Annotated in this window: 22 protein-coding genes and 1 tRNA gene; 16 read left to right on the top strand and 7 right to left on the bottom strand. The window is 46.6% G+C overall.

What is annotated here, in order from left to right; genetic code table 11:
* Positions 1-4: 4 nt before the first annotated feature.
* The 5 genes from H6570_05905 to H6570_05885 all read right to left on the bottom strand — a co-directional run bounded on the left by H6570_05905 (position 5) and on the right by H6570_05885 (position 5,858).
* Complete coding sequence (locus H6570_05905) at positions 5-793, bottom strand: NIPSNAP family protein (GenBank protein ID MCB9318795.1); 789 nt, start codon at positions 791-793, stop codon at positions 5-7.
* Positions 794-821: 28 nt separating this feature from the next.
* Complete coding sequence (locus tag H6570_05900) at positions 822-1,244, bottom strand: TonB-dependent receptor plug domain-containing protein (GenBank protein MCB9318794.1); 423 nt, start codon at positions 1,242-1,244, stop codon at positions 822-824.
* Between the two features lie 2 nt (positions 1,245-1,246).
* A complete protein-coding gene (locus H6570_05895) occupies positions 1,247-2,416 on the bottom strand; it encodes a family 16 glycosylhydrolase (GenBank protein MCB9318793.1) in 1,170 nt (389 codons plus the stop codon).
* Positions 2,417-2,562: 146 nt separating this feature from the next.
* Positions 2,563-4,674 (bottom strand): cadmium-translocating P-type ATPase, encoded by a 2,112-nt coding sequence (gene cadA, locus H6570_05890; protein ID MCB9318792.1) that lies wholly within the window; start codon positions 4,672-4,674, stop codon positions 2,563-2,565.
* 86 nt (positions 4,675-4,760) lie between these two features.
* Positions 4,761-5,858 carry a beta-lactamase family protein gene (locus tag H6570_05885; protein ID MCB9318791.1) on the bottom strand — a complete coding sequence of 366 codons (1,098 nt, stop codon included), beginning with the start codon at positions 5,856-5,858 and terminating at the stop codon, positions 4,761-4,763.
* 121 nt (positions 5,859-5,979) lie between these two features.
* On the opposite strand from H6570_05885, the gene H6570_05880 reads away from it, so the two are divergent.
* The 15 genes from H6570_05880 (at position 5,980) to H6570_05810 (ending at position 21,513) form a co-directional block, all read left to right on the top strand.
* Positions 5,980-6,771 (top strand): hypothetical protein, encoded by a 792-nt coding sequence (locus H6570_05880; protein MCB9318790.1) that lies wholly within the window; start codon positions 5,980-5,982, stop codon positions 6,769-6,771.
* A gap of 284 nt (positions 6,772-7,055) precedes the next feature.
* A complete protein-coding gene (locus H6570_05875) occupies positions 7,056-8,105 on the top strand; it encodes a sugar phosphate isomerase/epimerase (protein ID MCB9318789.1) in 1,050 nt (349 codons plus the stop codon).
* Between the two features lie 18 nt (positions 8,106-8,123).
* Positions 8,124-9,551, top strand: a complete 1,428-nt coding sequence (locus H6570_05870; GenBank protein ID MCB9318788.1) for a Gfo/Idh/MocA family oxidoreductase — start codon at positions 8,124-8,126, stop codon at positions 9,549-9,551.
* Between the two features lie 10 nt (positions 9,552-9,561).
* On the top strand, positions 9,562-10,761 hold the full coding sequence (locus H6570_05865; protein MCB9318787.1) for a Gfo/Idh/MocA family oxidoreductase: 1,200 nt from the start codon (positions 9,562-9,564) through the stop codon (positions 10,759-10,761).
* Entirely contained in the window at positions 10,762-11,559 is a 798-nt protein-coding gene (locus tag H6570_05860; protein ID MCB9318786.1) for an SDR family oxidoreductase, read from the top strand.
* Positions 11,556-12,470 (top strand): ROK family protein, encoded by a 915-nt coding sequence (locus tag H6570_05855; protein MCB9318785.1) that lies wholly within the window; start codon positions 11,556-11,558, stop codon positions 12,468-12,470. The genes H6570_05860 and H6570_05855 overlap by 4 nt, the downstream gene beginning before the upstream one ends.
* The gene (locus H6570_05850) at positions 12,467-13,270 is read left to right on the top strand and encodes an SIS domain-containing protein (GenBank protein MCB9318784.1); all 804 of its coding nucleotides are present in this window, start codon (positions 12,467-12,469) and stop codon (positions 13,268-13,270) included. Before H6570_05855 ends, H6570_05850 begins: the two co-directional genes overlap by 4 nt.
* Positions 13,267-14,304 carry a methionine synthase gene (locus H6570_05845; protein MCB9318783.1) on the top strand — a complete coding sequence of 346 codons (1,038 nt, stop codon included), beginning with the start codon at positions 13,267-13,269 and terminating at the stop codon, positions 14,302-14,304. The genes H6570_05850 and H6570_05845 overlap by 4 nt, the downstream gene beginning before the upstream one ends.
* Positions 14,305-14,399: 95 nt before the next feature.
* A complete protein-coding gene (locus H6570_05840) occupies positions 14,400-15,239 on the top strand; it encodes an MBL fold metallo-hydrolase (GenBank protein ID MCB9318782.1) in 840 nt (279 codons plus the stop codon).
* A 110-nt stretch (positions 15,240-15,349) separates the two neighbouring features.
* A complete protein-coding gene (locus tag H6570_05835; protein MCB9318781.1) occupies positions 15,350-15,835 on the top strand; it encodes a hypothetical protein in 486 nt (161 codons plus the stop codon).
* Between the two features lie 109 nt (positions 15,836-15,944).
* Positions 15,945-16,787, top strand: coding sequence for an ion transporter (locus H6570_05830; GenBank protein ID MCB9318780.1), 843 nt, complete (start codon positions 15,945-15,947; stop codon positions 16,785-16,787).
* Positions 16,788-16,850: 63 nt separating this feature from the next.
* A complete protein-coding gene (locus H6570_05825) occupies positions 16,851-17,552 on the top strand; it encodes a hypothetical protein (protein MCB9318779.1) in 702 nt (233 codons plus the stop codon).
* 52 nt (positions 17,553-17,604) lie between these two features.
* Positions 17,605-18,192 carry a TlpA family protein disulfide reductase gene (locus H6570_05820; GenBank protein ID MCB9318778.1) on the top strand — a complete coding sequence of 196 codons (588 nt, stop codon included), beginning with the start codon at positions 17,605-17,607 and terminating at the stop codon, positions 18,190-18,192.
* 111 nt (positions 18,193-18,303) lie between these two features.
* The gene (locus H6570_05815; GenBank protein MCB9318777.1) at positions 18,304-19,599 is read left to right on the top strand and encodes a caspase family protein; all 1,296 of its coding nucleotides are present in this window, start codon (positions 18,304-18,306) and stop codon (positions 19,597-19,599) included.
* A gap of 957 nt (positions 19,600-20,556) precedes the next feature.
* The gene (locus tag H6570_05810; protein ID MCB9318776.1) at positions 20,557-21,513 is read left to right on the top strand and encodes a phosphotriesterase; all 957 of its coding nucleotides are present in this window, start codon (positions 20,557-20,559) and stop codon (positions 21,511-21,513) included.
* Between the two features lie 40 nt (positions 21,514-21,553).
* Here the strand turns inward: H6570_05810 and H6570_05805 are convergent, their stop codons facing one another.
* Positions 21,554-21,964 (bottom strand): hypothetical protein, encoded by a 411-nt coding sequence (locus tag H6570_05805; GenBank protein ID MCB9318775.1) that lies wholly within the window; start codon positions 21,962-21,964, stop codon positions 21,554-21,556.
* 453 nt (positions 21,965-22,417) lie between these two features.
* Between H6570_05805 and H6570_05800 the strand changes: the two genes are divergently transcribed.
* Positions 22,418-24,547 carry a cyclic nucleotide-binding domain-containing protein gene (locus tag H6570_05800; protein MCB9318774.1) on the top strand — a complete coding sequence of 710 codons (2,130 nt, stop codon included), beginning with the start codon at positions 22,418-22,420 and terminating at the stop codon, positions 24,545-24,547.
* Between the two features lie 245 nt (positions 24,548-24,792).
* Here H6570_05800 and H6570_05795 read toward each other — a convergent pair.
* Positions 24,793-24,868, bottom strand: a tRNA-His gene (locus tag H6570_05795).
* Positions 24,869-24,885: the final 17 nt, after the last annotated feature.

Genomic DNA, 24,885 nt, shown 5'->3' with positions numbered 1-24,885 from the left:
CTGATCAGATCTGCGAATAATTGGTCGGTTTCAGGAATACCTGAATGATCTTGGAAACGGTATCCGCATATTCCGGCTTGTCCTTGATATCATTCCATTCCAGAGAGTCCACAAAAACCTTCCAATTGGCATCCCTTTCGGCCATGTCCTTAAACTTCAGCATATAGGTTAGCGCAGGCATTTGAGGCCCGGCAACCATCTTGCTGAAAAAAACAGGATGCAATCCCGTCTTGCGAAAGATGTCAATCTCCTCATTGTTAAACATGCCTACTTTACGGCGAACGGCATCCTCATTATGTCCCTCATAAGTGCGCATTTCGAAAATGCGGTCTTCGGTGATATCGTACTGCAATAATTGCTGGAATCCGGAGAAGGCTTCCAGAATCCAGGTATCGTAACGGTCAAAAGGCTTGTCCTGTGGCCGGATGTCATCCCAAAATTGCTTGAGTTCCATGAAGGTACCGTCCGAGGAAATTTTATCGGAAAGCTGCAAGTATTCATTCCAGGATGGATAAACCACCAACACATACATGATCGCCGGATCTGATGGTGTCAACTCCTCAAAAACGCCTACGCACCTTGCGCCGTTACGGGTAAGGGCCGGGACCGTCACCGCATGCCAATACTGGTCAAAAGGTAACCGACCTCCGGATGTAAGGGTATATTTTCTGAGCTCGTAAATTTCAGATATCACTTCCTGGGATGGCAACGGATTTTTTGAATTCAGACCCACCGGCAACAAGCTGCCCAAAGTCAACGCTCCACTACCTGCAATAAAATTTCTTCGCCTCATATCATCTCATTTATAAACTGATTAGCAACTATTTTTTCATATAGATCTGAATGATGCCATTCGCTCCACGAGATCCGTAGGAGGCCATGGAGGTGGCATCTTTGAGGATTTGAACGCGATCCACATCTTTCATATTCACAAAATTAACCAATTCATTGAACGATGAGTTAAATGGCATACCATCAACAATAAACAGCGGTTCAGTACCGGATTCCAGTGTATTGGCTCCTGCCTGAATCCGGATGGTATAGTTGCCAAAATGCCCGGATACGATCACTCCTGGCTGCGTTCTGAGGTATTCGGCAAGGTTTCCTGCATTTTCCATCTGTTGCCGGCGAATATTTTCATGTCGCTGTTTGGTTGCAACCGACGGAGCAGCGCGGTTTGAACATGACAGGACTCCAATCAGCAGGAATACCCACAGCAGCGTCCTCCACCAGATTCCTTTCATTACTATTGATTTTGTTGATAATACCGGATATAATCCACCAGGTAAAATTGAGGGAATTGTGTCGATGAATCCGGGCGTCCTGGCCAGTTGCCCCCTACCGCGAGATTTATGATGAAGAAAAAGTTGCCATTGAACGGATTAACCGGTGCAATGGTATTACTACCGATCTCAGCATAGGGTACATCATCCACCAACCATTCAAAGCCATTTTCATCCCAGAGGAGGGAAAAAACGTGAAACTCCGAATGAAAGTCTCCCTGAGGTATTGTGTACTCCCTTGATTGATAGGCCCACTCTGCGAAGGACGGCCCATAGTGTAGTGTACCATGCGTTTTTGCCGGCTCATGTCCAAGGTATTCCATCAGGTCAATCTCTCCGCATGCCGGCCAGCCGACAGCATCAATGTTATCGCCCAATAACCATAAGGCCGGCCAAATGCCCTGCCCGACTGGCAGAGCCGCCCGAATATCCAATCGTCCGTATCGAAAGGATTGCTTTCCTTTCGTCACCATCCTTGCAGAAGTATACCGCAAATCAGCAAAAGACTCTTCACGGGCCTGAATGATCAAAAATCCATCTTTTTGATAGGCATTTTCTTTTCGGTAATATTCCAATTCATTATTCCCCCAGCCATTGTCTCCGTTACCAATTTCAAAACTCCAGTTATCGGGATTGATCTGGTCCCCGGAGAACTCATCTGACCATTTCAGTGAATACCCATCATAAGATGTAGCGGCATCATAACCGGTGAGATTGGTATTGTAACCGGATTGATCCAATGTATCGTTGTTTTTTAGCGTGATAACAACCTTTGCCTGGGAGACCTTGACATTTTTATTGGAGGAAATACGCAGAGTAAAGTTCTCATCTGACTCCTGGCCTTCATCACCGATCACATCCACGCGGATAAATCCGGTCGTCGTCCCGGGCTGAATGTTGATCACATTATCGGTCTGAGGTACGTAATCTTCATTGGCCCTGGCCGTCCCATCCTCCGTCTGTAATGTCAGCCGGATGGGGTCCGTAAAAGTTCCGGAAATGGTATAGGGGATATCAACCGGAAAGCGGTATTCTGCCTCCGTCACTGAAATGTCACTCCAGGTGAACACTGGCAGTTCAGTCGAAACGGGAGTAGGATCTTCTTTGTCATTGCAGGCAACGAGGGTTAGCATTAGTAAGAGGGTTACCTGAACTGGATACAAAGGGAAACGCATTGTCAATTATTTTATCGAATTATCTCATCTCAATACCGTCCTGTGACTTTGACTGAATTGAGGTTGTTTGCTCTCCGTATTCATCTAACCAACAGCGTCGGGAATCAGATAACCTGCCGGTATTTAAGGCGTACCGAGTTGCCGATAACAACGAGGTCCGAGAAAGCCATGAATAAGGCACCCCACATCGGGTTCAAAAATCCCAGCATGGCTACCGGTATTGCCACTACGTTGTAAGCAAATGCCCAAAAGAGGTTCTGCCTGATGGTTGTCAGCGTGGCGCGGCTTAACTGATGAGCCTGCTTCAATTTGATCAGTTGTTTATCCAGCATGACCATATTAGCAGACTGCATGGCTATTTTTGAAGCATCACTCATTGCGATACCTACCGTAGCTTGTTGCAGTGCCGGGGCATCGTTGATCCCGTCCCCCACCATGGCAATCGTTGTGCCTTTACTGTGCGCTTTGATGTAAGCCATCTTATCCGCAGGCTTTTGTTCAGCCAGACTCTGGTCCAGACCCAGGACTTGCTGAACCTCCTTTACCTTGGTATTCTGATCACCACTTAGCAGCGTCGTCCGAACCTGGTGTTCCCGGAAATATTCGATCACCGATTTTGCATCTGGCTTGATCTCATCTTCAATCCGGATTGATGCAATAACCTCACCATCCTTAGTCAGGGTTAGGGCACCGCTACCTGACTCGGTGCTGCCTGTAAATGCTGCTATCCCGAGGCGATAAAGTGAACCCTCTGCATCAAAACCCTGCATCCCTTGCCCTTTCTCCTCCGTAATCCGCGACAATTCGGTATTGCTTTGATGGGGTAATGACTGGAGATGATTGACCAGAGAAATTGCGATCGGGTGAGATGATTTGGATTCCAACTGGTACATGAGATGATTCACCAATTCCTCCTCTTCCCGGTATTGAATGGATTGTACCCGGAAGGCGCCGGAAGTGAGAGTTCCGGTCTTGTCGAGAACAATCTCCCGGATCCCTGCATAATCTTCTGCAGTACGACCTCCGCGCACAAGGATTCCCAATTTTGCCATTCGGCCCACGCCAACCATAACCGCTGTAGGTGTAGCCAGGCCCATAGCGCATGGACAAGAAATGACCAGGACTGCAATGGCATTTAACATCGCCTGCTGAAAGCCTACCCCCAGCACATAATACCCTATCAGTATTGTCAACAAAGCCAGGCTGATCACAGCAGGGACAAAAATATTACTGATGCGATCAGCCAATCGCTGGATGGATGGCTTATCCATCTGCGCATTCTTAACCAGATCAATGATTTTATGCAGCACGGTATGATGACCAACGGCGGTTACCTTCATCCGGAAATTACCGGACTGGACGATGGTCGCGCCGATAACAAAATCTCCTTTCGCTTTGTGAACCGGTATACTCTCACCGGAGATCATCGCTTCATTGACCATGGCTTCTCCGGCAATGATCTTGCCATCCGTCGGTATGTGGTCACCTTCATTGATTTGTAAAAAATCCCCCTCCCGTACTTCATGGCGATCCACCATGATGTAATTTCCATCGGGCATGATCATGCGTGCCTGCTCAACCTGCAGCTTGGCGAGGTCATCAATAGCGCTGGTCGTTTGCGATACGGACCGGTCCTCGATCCAATGTCCCACCAGAACCAGGGTAAAGATCATGGCAGACGTTTCGAAAAAGATCATCTGCGGATTACCCTGCAAAGTACCAATAAGGGAGTAGACAAACGAAGCTGTACCTCCCATAAAGATCAGCACATCCATATTGGGTACGCCCATCCTTAGTCCGGAGAATGCCGATTTTCCGAAATGGAAAAATCCGATAACAAATGGAACCAGGCACCAAACCATCTGAATCCATGGATTGTAAAACACCTCGGGTAAGGTGATGCCTACCATATGGGTCATATGGATTAAAAACAATGGTACTGTAAAAATGGCGCTGACTACCCATTTCTTGGTAAGCGTCCAGAAAGGTGCTTTGGTGTCACCCATCATCAACTGGTAACCCAGGCCACTCAGTCCCTTGCGGACTTCTTCCCAGTTTACATCCTTCTTTGGCTTGACAAACCGAACCTCCTTAGCGGCATAATTTACAGCTACATCTTCCAGTCCGATCGACTCCAGGTATTTCTTAACGGAGTTGGCGCAATTGGTGCAGGTCATTCCCTCCACACGCAACTCCATCAGATCTGCGGTTTCCATGCCATTCATTCTTTCTGCTGATATCAACAACAAAAATAACAGAAAGATGTCGGTGAAAGGAAGATTAGATTCAGGATACGTTTACATCACTGTTCATCCTGCAGGAATCGTTTTTCAAACTGGGTTACCAGCACGGCAGCAAGTGGATTGACATCCTGGTAACTATTGGACAACAACACGATACTGATGTTCTTTTCCGGGTAATATCGGATGGTGGCCAACTGGCCATATTCTCCACCTCCGGAATTATAGATCATTTCATAATCAAATTCCTCCTTCCGTCGCCACCCGTAACCATACTCGATGAATCGCTGGGTTTTATCAAGAGCGTGTTTCTGCATCATGAGCTCCTTGGTTTGGGCGCTTACCAGACGATTCTGATCCCAGGCAAGCTTCCATGCATAGAGATCATCCAGGGTGGTGACGATTTCGCCAGTACCAATGATATTCCAGGAAGGGTCCGGCCAGCGAAGCGGGTTGTTGTCGGCCAATTCGACAAATCCACGTCCTTCGGCCACCCGTGTTTCCGACCAGATCTGTGATCCATTGAATGCAGTTTCTGTCATGCCTGCCGCCGGGAACAGGTCCTGACGTAAATAATCGAGGTAAGAACTTCCGGTTATTTCTTCGAAAATAATGGCCAATAAAGTGTAACCGGCATTCGAAAAGAGAAAGCTTTTACCAGGTTTGAATTGAAGCGGTAAATCCATTATTTCCCTGAATGCAAGCTGTCGCGAGATATTTTTATGATCGCTTTTGTTGTTAAAGAAATCGGGCAAGCCGGAAGAATAACTCAATAACTGGCCTATGGTGATCGCCTTCTTATCATCAGGCACTTCCTGCAGGTATCGGCTTATAGGTGCATCCAATGCTATTTTCCCCTGTTCGGAAAGCTGCAGGATTGCGGTAGCCATAAATTGCATGGATAGTGTACCGATACCAAATGCGGTATTGGTTCGAAATGGAATTTTAGCCCGGTCCTGTGCAAAGCCATATCCTTTCTTCAGGATAATCTGGCCATCTTTTTCGATCAGGATAGCTCCTGAGAATCCACGTTCCACAAAACGAGGCACCATACGGTCCAGCTGAACCCCAAGGCTATCGAATACGATTTCCTCCTGGGCATAGGTCCCCAGATAAATAAAGACGAAACAAGTACAAATGAAATACCTGATGGAAAGCATGATTCCCGTTTCTATTTGAAAACCTACTACAAGGAATATGCCATCTCGATAAGATATGTTAAATAGTCTCTCTGTTCCTGAAACAAAACCAGCTATCTTTGTTAAAATAATAAAAAGAAAAATGAAACTCTCAAACTGGTTTTTCCTCGGAAGTCTGTTGGTTCTCGCTGCTTGTAACAATGATCCAAACGCAGAAGGTGATGAAACAGAAGTTGCTGATAAGCAAGCATTAAAATATACAATCACTCCTTTCAGCCCATCTCAGGCTTTTCCGGATGCCACACTGGAATCCATGAATTACCTGGATGGTCACTTTGAATTTGGAGTCAGTGGTGATTCCTACAAATTGGGTGTACAAACCCCGGATGCTGGTGCTAAAATGTGTGCAAACTCGGCTCAGGGACAGCACATACACCTCATCGTAGACAACCAACCCTACTCAGCCCATTATACCGAAGACTTTGATTACGATATGCCTGACGGAACGCATTATGTTCTGGCCTTCCTGTCCAGGTCCTACCACGAAAGCATTAAGACGCCCAAGGCATATCTTCTGGAAAAAGTGGAGGTTGCCAGTCACAATTTCACATCTTCGGACGAAGTCAAAGACCCGATGCTATTCTACAGCAGACCTAAGGGAACTTACACCGGGCATGCTGAAACAGATAAAGTGATGCTGGATTTCTATCTGACCAACCTGGATTTGGGCCCGAATTACAAGGTGAAGGCCGACATCAACGGCGAAGAGCACATCCTGGATGAGTGGAAGCCTTATTACATCGAAGGATTGCCTATGGGTGAAAATACCATCACACTGACCCTGATCGACGGCAGTGGTAATCCGGTGAATACACCGCTGAACCCGGTTACCCGTACCTTTACACTGGCTGCCGATCCGGCAGAAAGCAACTAAAATAACTCCTGTCAGCGAAAAATAACCTTAAGGGCAATTGCAATGCGATTGCCCTTAATTTTTATACCCGCTTCCAAAATTTCCAGGAAATACCTGAGTCCTTTTCGAAAGCAGGGCCGTCTCCTTCCCACCATTTACCTCGATCGGCGGCCATGGGTAGCAGAATTAAAAAAATCGGAGCCTACACAGGTTTTCCACCTGCAATATCTCTCTTGAAATGGTATATTTAGTGGCAAAGCACTCTTAGTGGTGTTTCTTATTCCTTAACCGAAATTACTATAATCATGAATCGTAATGGCAATGACCATACAGCTACACGCCGCCAATTTCTGAAGACTTCTTCAGGATTAGTAGGCGGGCTGGTACTAGGCAATAGCTTAATAGGCATGCCAAATATCATCAAATCGTTCAACAAGCCTAACTCACTGATCAATGGCGTCCAGATTGGCACAATCACCTATTCTTTCAGGGAACTCCCTGATCAAAGCGCAGAAGCAACCCTGAAGTATGTACTGGACTGTGGTATCAGTGCCATTGAATTGATGGGGGACCCGGCTGAGACCTTTGCAGGGTGTCCGGGCAATCCGGTCCCGATGAGCAGTATGGCAAAATTCTGGCGTAAGCGCCGGGACGGAGAAAAACTCACCGATGAAGAACAAAAGGAGTGGGATGACCTGCAGGCCCAAATGAAAGCATACAATGAAACAGTCCAGGTTTGGAGATCGCAGGTGTCTATGGCTAAATTCGAACAGTTCCGAAAAATGTATAACGATGCCGGCGTCAGCATCTACGCATTCAAACCCAATGCTTTCGGAAAAAACAATACGGATGCTGAAATAGATTACGGGCTGAGGGCTGCCAAAGCGCTGGGAGCAAGTCATGTAACCCTGGAGCATCCGGGTGACGATACCCATACGCTTAAGTTAGGGAAGATGGGCAAGAAGTATAAGATTTATGTAGCCTATCACGGGCATGAGCAGCAGACCCCTACTCTATGGGACACCGCACTGGCACAATCCAAATACAATGCGATGAATCTCGACTTCGGGCATTTTGTCGCCGCCGGGAATCCGGACCCTTTAAAAACCGTGATGGACAAACACGATCGCATCAGGAGTATGCACCTGAAGGATCGCCAGATGCCAGAACATGGCAAAGGAAACCTCCCGTGGGGTACGGGAGATACGCCCCTCACGGCCGTGTTGCAATTAATGCGGGATCAGAAATACAAATTTCCCGGAACGGTCGAATTGGAATACCAGGTTCCGAAAGGATCAGACCCCGTCACTGAGGTCTCGAAATGCCTGGAATACTGTATTAAAGCCCTGGCATAACTTCGATAATCGTTTCCTATGAAAAGGCGTCAGTTTGTGAAATCGACCAGTGCTTCGGCATTAGGGTTCTACCTGGTTCCACGGCATGTACTGGGAGGCCCCGGGTTCACGGCCCCGAGCGATAAGCTGAATATCGGAGCTATCGGAGTTGGGGGTAAGGGAGAGGTCAACATAACCCTCTCCTACAACAATGGTTCGGATAACATGGTAGCGCTTTGCGACGTGGATGACCGTATGGCGGTGGAAAGGCGCAAACAATTTCCCAATGTGCCCTATTACCGGGATTTCAGGGAAATGCTCGACAAGGAAGACCAGCATCTGGATGCCGTTCTGGTTAGCACGCCCGATCATATGCATGGTGTTATGGCTCTTGAAGCCATGAAGCGAGGCAAACATGTTTACTGTGAAAAACCGCTTACACACGACATTTATGAAGCGCGTATACTGACCCGGGCAGCCAGCAAATACCAGGTTGTCACCCAAATGGGCAACCAGGGAAGCAGCGGGGACAGTACACGGTACATCGAATCCTGGATCCAGCAGGGCCTGATTGGCGATGTAAACAAAGTCCACGTTTGGACGAACAGGCCGGTCTGGCCGCAAGGCATTCCAATACCTAAAGAACATTTCCCGATACCAGGTGAGGTAGATTGGGACCTTTGGCTGGGAACAGCTCCTGAACGCCCCTTCAACCCCATCTACATCCCGGCCAACTGGCGGGGCTGGGTTGATTTTGGAACCGGCGCACTGGGTGATATGGGATGTCACTTTATGGATGTGCCTTTCCGGGCCCTTAAATTGGGATATCCTGATCGTGTTTACTGCAGTGCAAGCTCCAAATGGAATGGTTTTTTTGAAGTTGACAACTCTATGGACAGCTATCCCGCTGCCAGTAAGATCCATCTTCATTTTCCGGCCCGGACGGAAATGGTTCCGGTGGAACTGATATGGTATGACGGTGGTATATTACCCGAACGTCCCCGGGAGCTATTACCGGATGAGTCCATGGGAGAATGGGACGGCGGAATATTGTTTGAAGGGACATCCGGTAAAATGATGGCAGGGTTGTTTGGCCGCAATCCGACCATCCTGCCAACACACATGATGAAGGACATCCCCCTTCCTGAACCGGCAAGGCCTCTGGTACCCGGAGGAGAAGAAGGGCATCAGCAGCAATGGGTGAAAGCATGCAAAGCCGGGTATGGTGCTTACACCAGTTCCTCCTTTGCCGATGCAGGCCCACTGACGGAAACAGTCATCATGGGTAACCTGGCCGTCTTAACCTATAACTATGCAGAACCCATAGACGACTGGGTCAAATGGACCTATCCCGGAAGAAAGGAATTGCTGTGGGATGGTCCCAATATGAAGATCACCAACTTTGAACCGGCCAATCAGTTTGTACGCAGGAATTATCGGGGTGACTGGCAACTAAACCTGGATTAAATCATATGTCATGGCACATAAAATAACCATGTTAGGTACGGGGTTGATAGGTATGTTTTATACACGGGCCCTGCACGAACACCGACGCCCCGATCGGGTGGTTAACGTCTATTCCCGATCTGCCGATCATGCCCGGTCGTTTGCGAAGGAATGGCAAATTCCGAGATGGACCGATGATTTGGAGCAAGCGATCCGTGATCCCGAGAGTGACGTCGTCGTGATCGGCTTGCCCAATAATCTGCACAAAAAAGCCATTGCCCTCTGTGTGGAAGCAGGCAAGGCCGTGTTGTGCACCAAACCACTGGCACTCCATGGCAAAGAAGCCTATGAAATACTCCAAATGGTGGAAAAAGCCGGCGTTTTTCACGGTTACCTAGAAGATCTGTGTTATACCCCCAAGACATTAAAAGCCATAGAAACGATCCGGCAGGGATCCATTGGCCAGGTTACCTGGGCCAGGGCCAGGGAGGCACATCCGGGTCCTCACAGCGATTGGTTTTGGGATGCGGACCAATCCGGTGGCGGCGCAATCATCGATCTCGGATGTCACTGCATTGAGATCGGCAGGAACTATATTGGGAAGGATGTCCGGCCGGTCGAAGTGATGTGCTGGGCAGACACGCTGGTTAAGCCTATTAAAGCCGAGGATAATGCCATCGCATTGATCCGGTATGAGACCGGAGCTATCGGGCAGATTGAAGTAAGCTGGACATTCCGTGGAGGCATGGAGCTTAAGGATGAGGTAGCAGGCACAGAAGGAACCATACGGCTGGATCACTGGCTTCGTACCGGTATTGAAGTCTTTTCTTCCGGAGAAACGGGGAGCTACGTTGCAGAGAAAGCTGAGTCCTCATCGGGATGGTTATTTCCGGTTGGTGATGAAGTCAATGCCCTTGGATATCAGCATATGTTTACGGATATGTTTGATGCTATGGACGCAAACCAGTCACCCATGGAAGACTTTTACGATGGCTATGTGGTGAACACCATAATGGATGCTTGTTATGCCTCGGCGCACTCAAAACACTGGGAACCCGTAAATTTGCCTTTATGGCGTGGGGCCATTAAACCTCATGCTAAAATTGGCCCCAAGGAATACGATGAAAAACACTGGTTGATCAAGGAAGAAAAAATGCCTGATGGCCAGCGTAAGATTATCCTGAAGATCAAGGAAACCGGGGAAATCATTCAAAAATTCATGGCATCGTAAATGGCCGGGCAACTGCAGAATAAACGCATTGTGGTCATCGGCGGGACAGGAGGTATAGGCCTGGCGGCAGTCAGGGCGTTTCAGGAACAAGGAGCTGCAGTGATCGCTCTGGGACTGGAAACAGAACAACTCCCAGCCCTGGATTCGGTTCAATTCATCGCAGCAGATGCCTGTGAGGAAGGTGCCTCTGAAACCGCCATCCAGCGGTGTATAGCTGAATACGGAGGATTTGAAGCACTTTATCATGTTGCCGGAGGAAGTGGACGAAGATGGGGTGATGGTCCTTTGCACGCAATGACCACGGAAGGATGGCATAAAACCATTCAGCTCAATCTGGATTCGGTGATGCTTTCCAACCGCGCTGCCATTCGCCATTTTCTCGATGTACGGCAAAAAGGATCCATCCTCAACCTGAGCTCTGTATTGGCCATTCATCCTGCTCCTCATTACTTTGCTACCCATGCTTATGCGACTGCAAAAGCTGGGATCATCGGTTTTTCAAAGGCCATTGCAGCATACTATGCTTCTGCCGATATCCGGGTGAATGTTCTGGCTCCTGGGTTGACAAATACCCCGATGGCACAACGCGCTGCGAATAATCCGGCAATTCAAAACTATATAAAGACCAAACAACCCCTGGACGGTGGACGCATGGCCGTACCCGGGGATCTCACTGCAGCTGCCTGCTTCCTGCTCTCCGATGGTGCTGGATTCACCACCGGCCAAGTGCTCGAAATAAGCGGCGGTTGGTCTCTCAATGATGGCATGCTTCAAGATCAATCGACACCCGACCTATGACAGATATACCCTTATTGATAGGAATTGACATCGGTGGTACAGCTATTAAAGCCACCCTTACCGACTCTACCGGATCGCTTCTTACCGCGATAAGTACCCCTACCCTGGACATTGCAGGACAGGACAACAGCCCGGTATGGAAAGCTTCGGTAAAAAGGCTTATTGAAGAATTGGAGAAAAAAGCACCTGAACAGATCACAGCCATTGGCATTTCAACACCGGGAACGGTCGACCCTACCCACAGTCAGGTGATTTCAAACGGGACTAAAATGCTGGGCATTGAAGGTCACAACTGGAGCGAATATCTGAACCGGAAAACCTTTGTCATCAATGATGCCCATGCTGCGCTCTATGCAGAAAGCCGGATAGGAGCAGCTAAAGGCTACCGGGAAGTGGTAATGCTGACCCTCGGAACCGGCGTTGGTGGTGCCATCCTGATCAATGATCAAATTTACCAGGGACAGGTAGGACGTGGCGGTCATTTGGGACACATGTCCGTGAGCGATGATTCGCTACTGGATATTGTAAGGACCCCTGGCAGTTTAGAAGATGCCATTGGAGAAGGTACGGTAAAGCAACGGTCACACGGGAAATACCTCACAACCAAAGACCTGGTAGAGGGCTATGAGGATCACGAACCTTTCGCCTCATGGGTCTGGCTACAAAGCATCCGGGCTTTGTCACGTGGGGTGATATCCCTGATCAATATTCTCTCTCCGGAATTAATCCTGCTTGGCGGAGGCATCACCCGCGCCGGCGCCTCCCTGATGACCCCATTGAAGGCCTTTATGGATATGTATGAGTGGAGACCCAAAGACCATCGTACACCCGTTGCTTTTGCTAAAATGGGGAATGCTGCCGGAAGCCTGGGAGCCGCATTATTTGCATGGGATAAATCGAAGCATAAATGAACCCGACACAGACCTATTTAGCCAGATCACAAGGCATTCTGCACGCTGTCGCATTGCAGGAAGAGTCGATCAAAGAAGCAGCAAGATGGTTTGCCGATTCCATTCTTGCAGGGCGCCTGGTCCATTTATTTGGCTCCGGTCATAGCCGGATCATGGTTGAAGAAATGTGGCCCAGGTACGGATCCTTTCCCGGTTTTCATCCCATCGTTGAATTGTCATTAACCAATCATCACCAGGTGGTCGGCGCCAATGGTCAACGTCAGGCCATGTTCCTGGAAAACGTATCCGGGCTCGCTGACCGGATCCTGCGCAACTTTCACCTGGATAACCGCGATAGTGCCCTGATCATCTCTTCCAGCGGCACCAATCAGGTACCGGTCGAAATGGCTGAACTTTTCAAGAAGAATGGAATCAAAGTCGTCGCACTCCTATCACAGCGGCATTCAGAAACAAGTAAAAGCAAACGGAAAGATGGTAAGAAGTTAGCCGATTTCGCCGACCTGGTTCTGGATACAGGTGTACCTGCCGGAGACGCAATGGTTCACATTCCCGGTCTGGATACTCCGGTCTCTCCGGGGTCAACGCTGGGAGGCGTATTGGTAGTGAATTGTTTGAAAGCCGAGGTGGCCTATCTGCTTACCCAGGCAGGATTCCCTCCCACGGTCCTTACTGCACCTGCATTGGTTGGAAGCAAACGATCAGCCCAATTATTTGAAGATGCGTATGATACGCATAGCCGGCTAATCTCTCAGCTTTACAACCAACCCATTTCCACTTCTGGTAAAAAAAGTAAACCATGAAAGAAAGACCCATACGGACTACGGTCATCGGCTCCTATCCTTTCCCTGCCTGGCTGGAGCATGCCAGTCAGCATCTGGATGCCTTTGGCAGCAATGACCTGGAGGAAATGCAGGAAGACGCCGTACGGGTTGCGATTCATGACCAGGTAGCCGCCGGGCTGGATGTGATCACCGATGGAGAACAAACCCGACTGGATTTTAATTTGTCCTTTTACGGCTACCTGCAGGGGATCGATCCGTATGTGCAAATCCACCGTAAATGGGGACCACCGGCTCATGATCAACGCGGGAAATACCGTATTGTCGATGAGCTGTCAGCACCCCGGGGATTGGGTGTCGTCCAGGAATATCTCCGGCTAAAAAAATTAGCTCCGAGAGGTCCGGTATTGAAGGCATCTATTCCGGGTCCGTTTACCCTTAGTGGCCGGCTGGAGCCCAGTGAGCGATATCCGGACCGCATGTCAATCACCAAGGCGCTCATCCCAATCGTCCGTCTGGAATTGATCGACCTGGTCGAAGCCGGCTGTCAGGAAATTACCGTCGACGAACCATCCATGAGTTGCTACGCCTACAAATCGGATACGAAAGCTTTTGTCCGGATCTTCAATGAAACCGTGGAAGCCATTTATGGTAGCTGCAGACTATCCACGCATTTGTGTTTCGGGAATTACAAAGGTCACCCGGTAGGTTACCGGAAGATGGCACCCATGTTTCCGGATTTCCTCGATTTTAAAGTTGATGAAATGCATGTTGAAATGGCCAATCGTGAATTTTCAGAATTGGAAATCATTCGTGAGATAACCAGGAAAATGGATGTCGCAGTAGGAATCATTGACGTAAAAAGTTATTACATTGAGAGCGTTGAAAATCTTACCAATTCCATCCACCGGTGTCTGGAATACGCTCCACCGGAACGTCTGAGTGTAGCGCCGGATTGTGGATTAAGTCAGACTGCCCGTTGGGCTGCCAAACAAAAACTGGTCAACATGGTCGAAGCCGCCAATCGGGTCAGGGAGGAAATGCTTTTGATTTGAGATTTGAGATTATTTGATTTGAGATTTGAGATTATCTGGGTCAGGCCCTGTTCTGACGATTGATTACTGTTTACTCCGTGCTGAATTACTGATCAATGATCCCTGCCTTTCAAAAAGACGACAATTTTCTGGCCGATGTACATCAGCATCGCCGGATGCCGGGATTGCACCTTTGGTGGCTGGGCCAGAGCAGCTACCTCATTCAGTACCAGGGTCATCATCTCTTGATTGATCCCTATCTTTCCGATTCGTTAACCAGGAAATACGAACAATCGGATAAGCCTCATATACGCATGTCGGAACGCGTAGTGGCGCCGGAAATGCTGGATTTCATTGACGTCGTCACCAGCAGCCACAATCACACCGATCACCTGGACGCAGACACACTTTTACCTTTAATTGCTGCGAACCCTCAGATCCGGATGATCATTCCGGAAGCCAACCGGAAATTTGTCTCGGAGCGTTTGTCAACCCCCATTCTATGGCCGGAAGGGCTTAGGGATGGAGAAACCTCTACATTACCCTGGGGGTGGGAAGTCATTGGGATACCTGCTGCTCATAATGATCTGGAACGGGATGAGCTGGGCCACTGCCGGTATATGGGTTATGTTTTCAGAATTGGACCCTATCTTATTTACCACAGTGGTGATACACTTTGGCATCAGGAAATCATTCAGGCCCTGGCTGCTTTTACCATCGATATTGCCATTCTCCCCATTAATGGAAACTTACCTGAACGCCGTGTAGCCGGAAATCTCAATGCGAGGGAAGCTGTAATGATGGCTAAAACTGTTGGAGCCAGGTTATTGATTCCGTGTCATTACCACCTATTTACCTTTAACAGTGTGGAACCGGACGAATGCCTCTCACTCGCACATGAAGTGCAACAACCGGTAAGAATATTGCGGGCTGGTGAGCGCCTTGACCTGAATTAATGGAAACCCGGTCCTTGCGATTATAATCCACCTGTTAAAATACGGGGTAGCAGAATAGTATCCATTCGAATATTTATTCAATCTTGTGATTCAAAATACAATGATCGTTCATGAAAGTACCTGCATGGGCTCTTCGCAAAGCACAAGCTCCGGACCGCGCTTTTGCACATGATTGCGTCAACAAAGGCAATTATAAGTTGGAATTACCCGGAAACAAAGCAACGCGACATTGGATGGAGGAGCGCGGATGGCGTCATCCATTGTTTGGACTCGAATCATCATTTCTTGAGCAACTTCTTTCTGATGACGAACATTTCCAGACAGCACTTAAAGATGGGATAATGATCTTATGGGTGCCTGTCGAAAGATATGTTATGTCAGAAACGGAGCTTCGGGATTACGATGAAACCTACAAGGAAAGGAGATTTGACACGGTAGTTTCCGGACTTAAAGAATACCGCTACGCTATTGATGCCGGTGTAGAAGTTGAAATCGATTTTACAAAATTCACATCATCCGGCACTTTCTACAATTGGGTCCATAAAAGATATCCATTACTGGAAGAAGGTGCAGATGACTGGTTACTGAGTGATTAGGGAGTCCATTCCTGCATTAACTCACACCATCAAATAACGTTGCTCATAGCTTACAAGGAACTCCGTTTCGGGTCTGGAAAAGTAATTCTTGTTAAATTAACGAATGCGAATGAAAGAAGATCCGGGACAAGTAAAAAAGCTGACCACAAGAGACCGCATCCACGAAGTCATCTTCGAAACCGAGACACCTGCCGGAAAGGCATTTGATGTGCTGTTGCTCATCTTTATTGTAGCCAGTGTCATCATCGTCTTGCTGGAGAGCATGGAGGCTTACCGGGTGAAGTTTGGTTCTTATCTCACCGCATTGGAATGGTTTTTCACGATTGCCTTCACCCTGGAATATCTGCTCCGCGTCTACAGTGTATATAAGCCCAGAAAATACATCTTCAGTTTTTTTGGCATCATCGATCTATTGGCTATTCTTCCTACGTACATCGGGTTTTTCATCGTAGGAAGTCATTACCTGGTAGTGATACGTGCGCTCAGGTTACTCCGTATTTTCAGGGTTTTCAAACTGGTCAACTTTTTACGACAGGGACAGATTATCATTGAGTCGCTGCGACGCAGCATCCCAAAAATTACGGTTTTTTTCTTCTTCATCATGATTGTGGTTACCATCATAGGAAGTATTATGCATGTTCTGGAAGGTGGTTTTAATCCGGGGTTTTCCAGCATTCCAAAATCCATCTATTGGGCCATCGTCACCCTGACAACGGTTGGATATGGTGACATCACCCCACAATCAGAACCCGGCCGGTTTCTTTCTGCATTTGTCATGGTCCTGGGCTATTCCATCATTGCGGTACCGACTGGCATCATTGCTTCCGACCTTATCAGGGCCCCCACCAGGAAGGAGGACGTAAGCAATCAGACCTGCCGCTATTGTGCGAGTGAAGGCCACGATCCTGACGCAGTATTTTGTAAATATTGCGGTGAACGGCTGAATCCCTGACATCTCTGAGCAAAACCTATTGCAATTCCTACATACCGATACACCTCATAATTTTTTCAATTTATGAAATACCATATTGTCATTCTTTTGTTTTTCCATCTGACAAACCAGGCACAATCACAAAGGTCACCTGCGGAACTTCTTTTGGATGAAAGCATTCAATATCATGATCCAAATGGTCAGTGGTTAAAATTTGCCGACTCACTGATCATCAATCAGGAGGTACCTGGTAAACCCACCCGAACGACCCGTATGTACCTGGACATCCGGAAATCAAAATTCAGCCATTCTCAACTGCGCCATGATACGTTATTTACACAGACCGTTAAAAATGAGGACTGCTCCTACCGGATGAACCACCAGCCGATTACGGCCACTGTCGCAGAAAACCTAAACCTGACCTGTGCTCGCAGCCTGATGTTGCGCAATTACTACACTTATTTATATGGGTTACCAATGAAATTAAAGGATCCCGGTACGATTATTCTTCCAGATGTTGAGCGGGGCAAATTCAATAAGCAGGATGTGGATGTTCTTAAAGTTAACTATGACCCATCAGTAGGAAAAGATACCTGGTATTTCTATTTCACCACGGATACACACGCATTGATCGGCTATCGTTTTTATCATGACGAAACAAAATACGACGGAGAATACATTATCCTTGAAGATGAAATTGTGAAACACGGTATCAAAATTCCAAGCAAACGGACCTGGTATGTCAACTATGATAACCGGTTGCTTGGAACCGATCTCCTGCATTAATGTTTAGTTAGTGAGACATCACCTGACTGAACGCGAATTAATGTGAACAGCTATGAATAAAACGCTCCGCAAAGAGCTAAAACAATGGGGGATCCTCATTGCAATCGGCCTGGTACTCTACCTCACCGGATTACACGTCCGGGTTATCGGGTTTTTACAACGTGGCATACTGGCTACCGGACTGATACGACCCAAAACAGAAATCAATTACAATACCACCGGAACCTATCCAAAATTTGATCTGAACCTGGACCTGCAGGACGCCGATGGGCAGGCGTTGAATTTACAGGCCTTCCAGGACAAGGTCCTGTTCATCAATCTATGGGCCACGTGGTGTCCTCCCTGCCTGGCGGAAATGCCCAACATCGCCCACCTTTACCAGGAATTGGAAAATAGCGGCATCCAGTTTGTTATGATCTCTCAGGACCGGGACTTTAATAAAGCCATCGAATTCGTCCGGAAAAATGGATATGATTTCCCTGTTTACCAGGCGCGAGGCAGTTGGCCGGCCGTGCTGAAGACTTCATCGATACCCACGACTTTTGTCATTGATAAACATGGGAACGTCGTAGTTAATCATCAGGGGATGGCGCAGTACAATACTAAAAAATTTATAACTTTTCTCCAGAGCCTGAATTGATCGTACTGCTCACTGTAATCACCTTGAAGGTATGTTAGTGAGCTTGAGAATCTTCTCACACAACATCCGGGATTAAATTATCTTTATATGGCAATAAAAAAACTCAGCCTCATGAAAACCAAATTCCTGATTGCGCTGCTCCTGGCGTGTACTCAGCTGGTCGGACAGACCCTCTATGATCTCCGCTGGTCATCCGAAGGCATTGATTATGCCGGATTCATGATCTACTTCAATGAAGACGATATTTACATGCGGGTCGGATACTCGTATGATGGTGGCTATAATCTGGTCCATTCGGAATATCATTACGATCAAACTCAGCGTCAGGATGGATTTGTAGTCTTTGAAGGGCTGGAAACGGGATACGTGTATTATCAGACGGATACATTATACAACCCCTTCCATATTTTCTGGGCCATGGATGACAACAATCAATGGACCGGCCCCTATGCAATCGACGATTATCACTTGCAAAACGACAATTTTGATGAGATTGCAGAGGTTAAATTAACGGAAGTACAGCCGACGAACCTCACGGCAGAATACCTGCAATGGTTCTATACCCAGGATGATGAAGATTATTATACCTTGCTGGAAGCGGCCAAGCCACAAACCATTCTACAGCCCGCATCCAATCCGGGCACCAGTGTTCCGACTTTGCATTACATCATGATTGCCAATACGTTAATACCCGACATCGGTACTTCTACCAGTGCTGATATTCACAATACTTCCAGTGAATTTGAGGGCATTGCCAGTGTGCTGCAAATGACATTCGACAAGATCCTGATAACCGATAAAAATTTCTCGAAGGAACAAGTGATTTCCACGTTACAAAATTTCCAACCCGGACCAAATGATGTGGTTATCGTCATATACTCCGGACACGGATTCCGCTATTCCGATCAGACAGAACCATTCCCGGAACTGGATTTTCGCTATAGCGACTATCAGGAATTTAGTCCGCAGAACTGTATGAATCTGGTTGAAATTAATCAGATAATCCAGCAAAAAGGCGCCCGTCTTAACTTGATCATAGGTGATTGTTGCAATGCTGATATTGGTGTGACAAAAAAATTAGGCACTACCTTCCTGGCCGCCAGATCGACTGTTAATGCGAGCTTGCCGAAATTAGCGAAGCTATTCCTGGAGTCCTCAGGCAACATCATAGCCGCCGGGTCAAGCAAGGGCGAATATTCATATTGCAATGTTACGGGAGGATTCTTTACCAACAATCTGATCGCATCGCTCCGTGAAGAGGTCAGTGTGTTCCGGGAGGAGGATGAGCCTAAGTGGGATGATATTTTAAGCAAAGCCAAAGAAAGCACACTTAAAATGTCAAAGATGGGTTGTCAGGAATGCATTGAACAAAATCCCATTTTCAAAAAGGTTAATTTAAAGAATTAAATTACTGTAATTCACCTGTAAATCAAGTACCTGAAAAAGGGCTGTCCGGTTACCTAAACAATCTTTTATTTACCGGATTGTAATTGCTGTTTTAATTCTTGAAATTTGCTTGTAATGCTAATTTTCATTCTAATTAGGATCCCCCAGACTAACTGAATGTATCTGACGCCATTTCTTTTTTAGTTTGAGAATCCGGATAAAGGTCACAACCGAAATAACGATACCGGTTATTAAAGTAAGAGGAAAAACAAGAAATCCGATAACATTTCCCTCCAACTCTTGGGCCCATAGCCAAAGCGTATAAAACCCCAATAGTTGAAATAAATGCCTTTCTGCGAAAAGATAAAGAAAGCTATTGCTTCCCCGGATAGTCATCGGGTATTCCTTCGAAGTAAAAATTCGGGAATAAATTACAAAGCGGATAATAAATATAACGACCAGAATAAACAGGTATCCCATTAGATTGGCCTGATAAACATTAAATGACGGTTCGCCTCCCCAACCCAAACTTTGGCAAACGAAATAGGATACCATCTGATAAAATGGGTTTCCCAGAATGGCGGCAAGCAGGTAAATGACGAATTTAAGATTTGTAATCATTGGCTCGATCAGCGTTTTAAATGAAATGATAATAATATCATTGACACCTGGATATCAAGATAAATAGAATAGTCCATTTTAGGTAACAAATCGAATCCTGGCAAAATACCTTCCGGATCTGGTTCCTCGATCAAAGGATTTGGGGGGACGTTTAAAACATGCTGTACATAATTTTCGATGCTAAAATCAAACTTTAGCATTAAATTGAAAGCATTAATTATGTTGTCTCAAATTACAAAAGTTACATCAGCTACCACCTTGCGCTGGATCTTCAAAATAAGTGTATTTGTACTGACCCCCGGTATCTTTTTCCTGTTCCAGTGTACGGAAAATACCACTGAGGATGAAAACAGGATTATGACCATAAACGGCCCCATCGATGCTGACAGCATGGGATTGTCGCTGATCCATGAGCATGTTTTCCTGGACTGGCGTCCAGCAGACAGTACAAATCAGGCGGATTGGAATCAGGAGGCAGCGTACCAGTCCATCCTTCCGCATATCCAGGTTCTGAAAAAATTCGGAGTACGGTCTATTCTTGAATGCACACCTAATTACCTGGGCAGGAATATACTATTGTTGCAAAAACTAGCTGACGCCTCCGGCATCCAGTTCATCACCAATACCGGATACTACGGCGCGCAACAAAATATTTATATTCCCACCAAAGCATACGATTGGACAGCAGAGCAAATGGCGGATGCCTGGATCCATGAATTCAAGTATGGTATTGATGAAAGCGATGTCAGACCCGGCTTTATCAAAATTAGCGTTGATCCGGATTCCAGTCTTGGCAGCCTTCAGGAGCGGATTGTGAGAGCAGCAGCCTTAACCCACAAGGCAACCGGACTAACCATTGTCAGCCATACCGGGATAGACACCGCGGCTTTTAATCAAATTAATGTGCTTGTGCAGGAGCATGTTTCCCCTTCCGCTTTTGTCTGGACGCATGCCCAGAATGGCAGTACGGCAGGCCACCTTCGCATGGCCCGAATGGGAGGATGGATATCCCTCGATGGATTGGGTTGGGTTACCCCTCAGAAACAGGACTCCAGTGCATTGTATCAATACCTGACCATGACAAAAGCCTTAAAAGACAATGGCTTTCTAAACCGCATATTACTATCCATGGATGCCGGCTGGTATTCGTACGGGGAAGGTAACAACTATGTGGAGCACACGGCTCTATTCACGACATTCATCCCCCTCTTGCTGAAAAACGGATTTACCAAGACAGAAATCAACCAAATACTGGTAGAAAATCCGCGTGATGCCTACACGATCAGAACACGCTTATTAGGAAATGGATCTTAACGCCGTATGTGTTTGGGGTAAAATAATCTGGTACATCCGGTTAATTTAAGCGAAAGGCCATGTCACCCACTCCGGCTAATTTTTGTGTATAGGAATCTATATTATCATCGACAATCAGAATAGCATCCCGTAGATCTCCCACACCCTTCCCTCTCAGTACACGTGTAGTTCCTAAACCTCCATCGCTTGCAAATGAAGTAAACTGAAATATTCCATTGATTTTGTGACCCGGACGCATTTCTTTCGTTGACAAATCACCCTGTCTGATTATTTGGGCCTTTATTCTTTCACCTTTAGAAGACACGAAACTCAATACTTTTAATGTTTGATTTTTATCTATTACCAGAGACACCTTAAATGAATCCTTTGTTATGGGGTGCATTTCTGCAGCTGGTTGGGCAAGTACTACTGTCGTTAGAAAGAGGCCAAAAAATAATGCGATGAATTTCATGTTCCTTTATAATAGGTTACAATTCAGGATATCACAACTAATGTAATGCCCACTGGCAGGATATCAGGTCACCCGAAAGTATGAATTACTGTGATAATTGAAATTTTCAGACTTTCTAACTTGCACCATTTGACTAGTACCACAAGCAGCAGCGATCATGGAAACCCATAAGACATTCCTTGCCTGATTAACAGTTCCTATTAAACTCACGGTGTACTACCACAATGATCGAAATGCATATTGTTTTCACATTTTCAAGTTCAACAATCATTGATTGTAAATTTATAGGTAACTATTGCAAACCCAATTCCTGCTCATTGGGCTTCCCGCACACTAAACAAATCAGCAGACCTTCCTAACGGTTTTGCGCTTTATTACTATCTTTCATAGATAGCGGCATGCCTCCATAAGGGTGGTCCAGAAATCAATCCGGTTCGGTACAATAATTCAAATATGGATTTGCAGGATTATTTGAAGGCTCTCAATCATTTACTTCAAATCAACATTGAAAACATCACAGAAGATGAAAAAACCAGACTACTGCAGAAACATATTGAATTATACCACTCCAGGAAGGAGGTTCTGGGTTTCAACTTGACCATCATACCTTTTATCCCGGGGAGAAGATCCTTTGATGAAGCATTTTATCCCGGCCTCGGCTCAAGCGAAGAAACAGCCTTGTACACCCACAAAGCAGAATCTTCCATCAATTTCCTGTACCGGATCTTCCAGAATCAAAAGTCGGTTAACAACTTTCCGGACAATGCGATTTTAAAGGCCACGATCACTGTTTTGAATCATCAGGGTAAAATGGATTTTATTGTTCCTGCATGGAATGGCAGACTCCTTAAACCAATACGGAAAGGAGAAGCAATGAATTCAGAGCCAGCTGTTGATCCACATCGCGACGCCGTAACGGAAAATGTTTCCGAGGCCTGGACTTTAACCATTCCAATAGATGAGTTGGTTGAAGATATACGCCAAGCAAAACCGCATCAAGCTCTTTTCGAATTTGCCTCTCTCTTCTTTGAACGATTGAAGCTTCAGCTGGACCTGCAGATAGAGGATGTCATCGTTAGTTCGGATTATCATTATTTCGAAATTTACAATGAGTCCCTCTTTGGATCTCTGTATAAACGGCTTATCGAACAACTTTTACCATGGGATCTCAACATACAATTGACTGGTGTAACGTCGGATCAGAAAATCGGTATCGACTATCATCCGTGGATTCCCGTGCTATGTATAGGTACGGAAAAAGCCAATCTTTACATGAAAGCGATCTTCGGAGATATGGTCGAAGAAAAGCGCATGCTTACCGATCCGGGTTGGCTTCTTCGCGTAGGACTTTATCTTGAACTGCTGACTTGTCTTGGTATCATTGAAGTTGCCAAACAGGAAGGTCTGGATTTACTCAGTTCCCGGGAGCGCAAAATATTTGGTCAATTACCGTCATTTGAAGCCATCAGAAACCGTATCGATGTTAAAGCATGGAAAAAGGTATGGGCCGCCCGGAAAATTGCGGTAAGCGGAGTTCGTCCGAATAAAAATATGCCGGTGAGCTTTGGGAATCTTCTGCGCAAAAAAACTGCAACGCTGATGTTTTTGCATGCCCACCATGAAGATTTAAAACAAGCGATTGAATTAGCCGGAGTGAATGTGCACAATTCCCAGGAAACCTGGCACCGGGTATTTCGCGATGCCGAGCGTGCCGTATTAAAAATGGATGAACAGGCATTTCCAGAATTGAATTTTCTAACCACCGATCTAAAAAAATTTGTCCTGTGGCACGAACGGGGTAATTATTTCGGATTAAAACTTATCCCCAAACAATTCAGCAGGGCTTTCGGTGATCAGGATGGTTTGTATCTATCCGCTTGCCGTAATTACCGGAATTCCATGAATGAAGTGGCAGAATGGGCTAAAAGCCGTGGGTTGATGGAATACACCGGCAAAGAGTGCGTTCCTGCGTCTGCCAGCATCCTTGAAAACTATCTGGCCAAGAATTATGGCAGACTGAAATACCTGCAAAACCAGGATGGATATCTTGAAGGCCTGGATGTTAAAGACCGTGAGGAAGCAGAAACCCGTTTTCCGGTGGAGGACATTTATAATACACTATCCCGGGTTTCGATTTTCAAAGCGCTACATAAGGACGAATTGCAGCAATTAGCTCAACGTGCCCGGCCAATAGAACTTGGACATTTGGAACGGATCATTGTTCAGGACCGGGAAGGATCATCGTTGTTTGTTCTTCATGAAGGGAGCCTGGAAGTGGTCGGAAGAATCCAGGAAGTAGATCAGGTATTGGCCCTGTTACAAAAAGGTGCGGTGGTAGGCGAGTTTTCCTTTCTTACGGGAGAAAAACGAACAGCTGCCGTTCGAGCCATAGATTATGCCCTCGTCTTCGAAGTATCGGCAGCTAATTTACGGCCATTGGTAGAAAAGCGGCCCGGCATCATTCAGGAATTAACCCGGATCATGGAGGAAAGAAAAAAGGCTAATGACGAAAACGTCAATGAAAAATCGCTGATGAACAAAATCACCTCAACAATTTTGGGTAAAACAAGGACTTATAATTAACGGATTAAGTCGAATCCAATTACTTGTGTAACATCCGATTTTCAACATCAACCGTCATGCCTATATAGAACTTCCTTGTCGAATCAGAATAAAGTATGTATACGTAAAATTGCATGGGTATCTGGTAGTTTTACTGACGAAAAAGGTAATATCCTGCGCTTCGCTTTGTCTATTCCATTTTGTCAGCACTACTTCCGCTACTCCCTGCGGGCGGCCATACTGACCGACCGCAGGGAGCGTCCGTAGGGTGGAAGACCGGGCTCGAACCGGCGACCTTCGGAACCACAATCCGACGCTCTAACCTGCTGAGCTACATCCACCATATTCAGAAGGCGAGG

This window comes from Lewinellaceae bacterium, from assembly GCA_020636135.1.
Taxonomy (GTDB): domain Bacteria; phylum Bacteroidota; class Bacteroidia; order Chitinophagales; family Saprospiraceae; genus JAGQXC01.
This window is presented reverse-complemented; position numbering and strand designations above follow the sequence as displayed.

What these genes read in the sequence shown, in the direction of transcription:
- cadA (MCB9318792.1), bottom strand. Translation starts at nt 4,674, where the DNA reads ATGGAAACCGCAGATCTGATGGAGTTGCGTGTGGAGGGAATGACCTGC.
- H6570_05845 (MCB9318783.1), top strand. Translation starts at nt 13,267, where the DNA reads ATGAAAGAAAGACCCATACGGACTACGGTCATCGGCTCCTATCCTTTC.
- H6570_05860 (MCB9318786.1), top strand. Translation starts at nt 10,762, where the DNA reads ATGGCCGGGCAACTGCAGAATAAACGCATTGTGGTCATCGGCGGGACA.
- H6570_05810 (MCB9318776.1), top strand. Translation starts at nt 20,557, where the DNA reads ATGACCATAAACGGCCCCATCGATGCTGACAGCATGGGATTGTCGCTG.
- H6570_05885 (MCB9318791.1), bottom strand. Translation starts at nt 5,858, where the DNA reads ATGCTTTCCATCAGGTATTTCATTTGTACTTGTTTCGTCTTTATTTAT.
- H6570_05805 (MCB9318775.1), bottom strand. Translation starts at nt 21,964, where the DNA reads ATGAAATTCATCGCATTATTTTTTGGCCTCTTTCTAACGACAGTAGTA.
- H6570_05900 (MCB9318794.1), bottom strand. Translation starts at nt 1,244, where the DNA reads ATGAAAGGAATCTGGTGGAGGACGCTGCTGTGGGTATTCCTGCTGATT.
- H6570_05870 (MCB9318788.1), top strand. Translation starts at nt 8,124, where the DNA reads ATGAAAAGGCGTCAGTTTGTGAAATCGACCAGTGCTTCGGCATTAGGG.
- H6570_05815 (MCB9318777.1), top strand. Translation starts at nt 18,304, where the DNA reads ATGAAAACCAAATTCCTGATTGCGCTGCTCCTGGCGTGTACTCAGCTG.
- H6570_05820 (MCB9318778.1), top strand. Translation starts at nt 17,605, where the DNA reads ATGAATAAAACGCTCCGCAAAGAGCTAAAACAATGGGGGATCCTCATT.
- H6570_05835 (MCB9318781.1), top strand. Translation starts at nt 15,350, where the DNA reads ATGAAAGTACCTGCATGGGCTCTTCGCAAAGCACAAGCTCCGGACCGC.
- H6570_05905 (MCB9318795.1), bottom strand. Translation starts at nt 793, where the DNA reads ATGAGGCGAAGAAATTTTATTGCAGGTAGTGGAGCGTTGACTTTGGGC.
- H6570_05880 (MCB9318790.1), top strand. Translation starts at nt 5,980, where the DNA reads ATGAAACTCTCAAACTGGTTTTTCCTCGGAAGTCTGTTGGTTCTCGCT.
- H6570_05830 (MCB9318780.1), top strand. Translation starts at nt 15,945, where the DNA reads ATGAAAGAAGATCCGGGACAAGTAAAAAAGCTGACCACAAGAGACCGC.
- H6570_05875 (MCB9318789.1), top strand. Translation starts at nt 7,056, where the DNA reads ATGAATCGTAATGGCAATGACCATACAGCTACACGCCGCCAATTTCTG.
- H6570_05865 (MCB9318787.1), top strand. Translation starts at nt 9,562, where the DNA reads ATGGCACATAAAATAACCATGTTAGGTACGGGGTTGATAGGTATGTTT.
- H6570_05840 (MCB9318782.1), top strand. Translation starts at nt 14,400, where the DNA reads ATGATCCCTGCCTTTCAAAAAGACGACAATTTTCTGGCCGATGTACAT.
- H6570_05850 (MCB9318784.1), top strand. Translation starts at nt 12,467, where the DNA reads ATGAACCCGACACAGACCTATTTAGCCAGATCACAAGGCATTCTGCAC.
- H6570_05895 (MCB9318793.1), bottom strand. Translation starts at nt 2,416, where the DNA reads ATGCTAACCCTCGTTGCCTGCAATGACAAAGAAGATCCTACTCCCGTT.
- H6570_05855 (MCB9318785.1), top strand. Translation starts at nt 11,556, where the DNA reads ATGACAGATATACCCTTATTGATAGGAATTGACATCGGTGGTACAGCT.
- H6570_05800 (MCB9318774.1), top strand. Translation starts at nt 22,418, where the DNA reads ATGGATTTGCAGGATTATTTGAAGGCTCTCAATCATTTACTTCAAATC.
- H6570_05825 (MCB9318779.1), top strand. Translation starts at nt 16,851, where the DNA reads ATGAAATACCATATTGTCATTCTTTTGTTTTTCCATCTGACAAACCAG.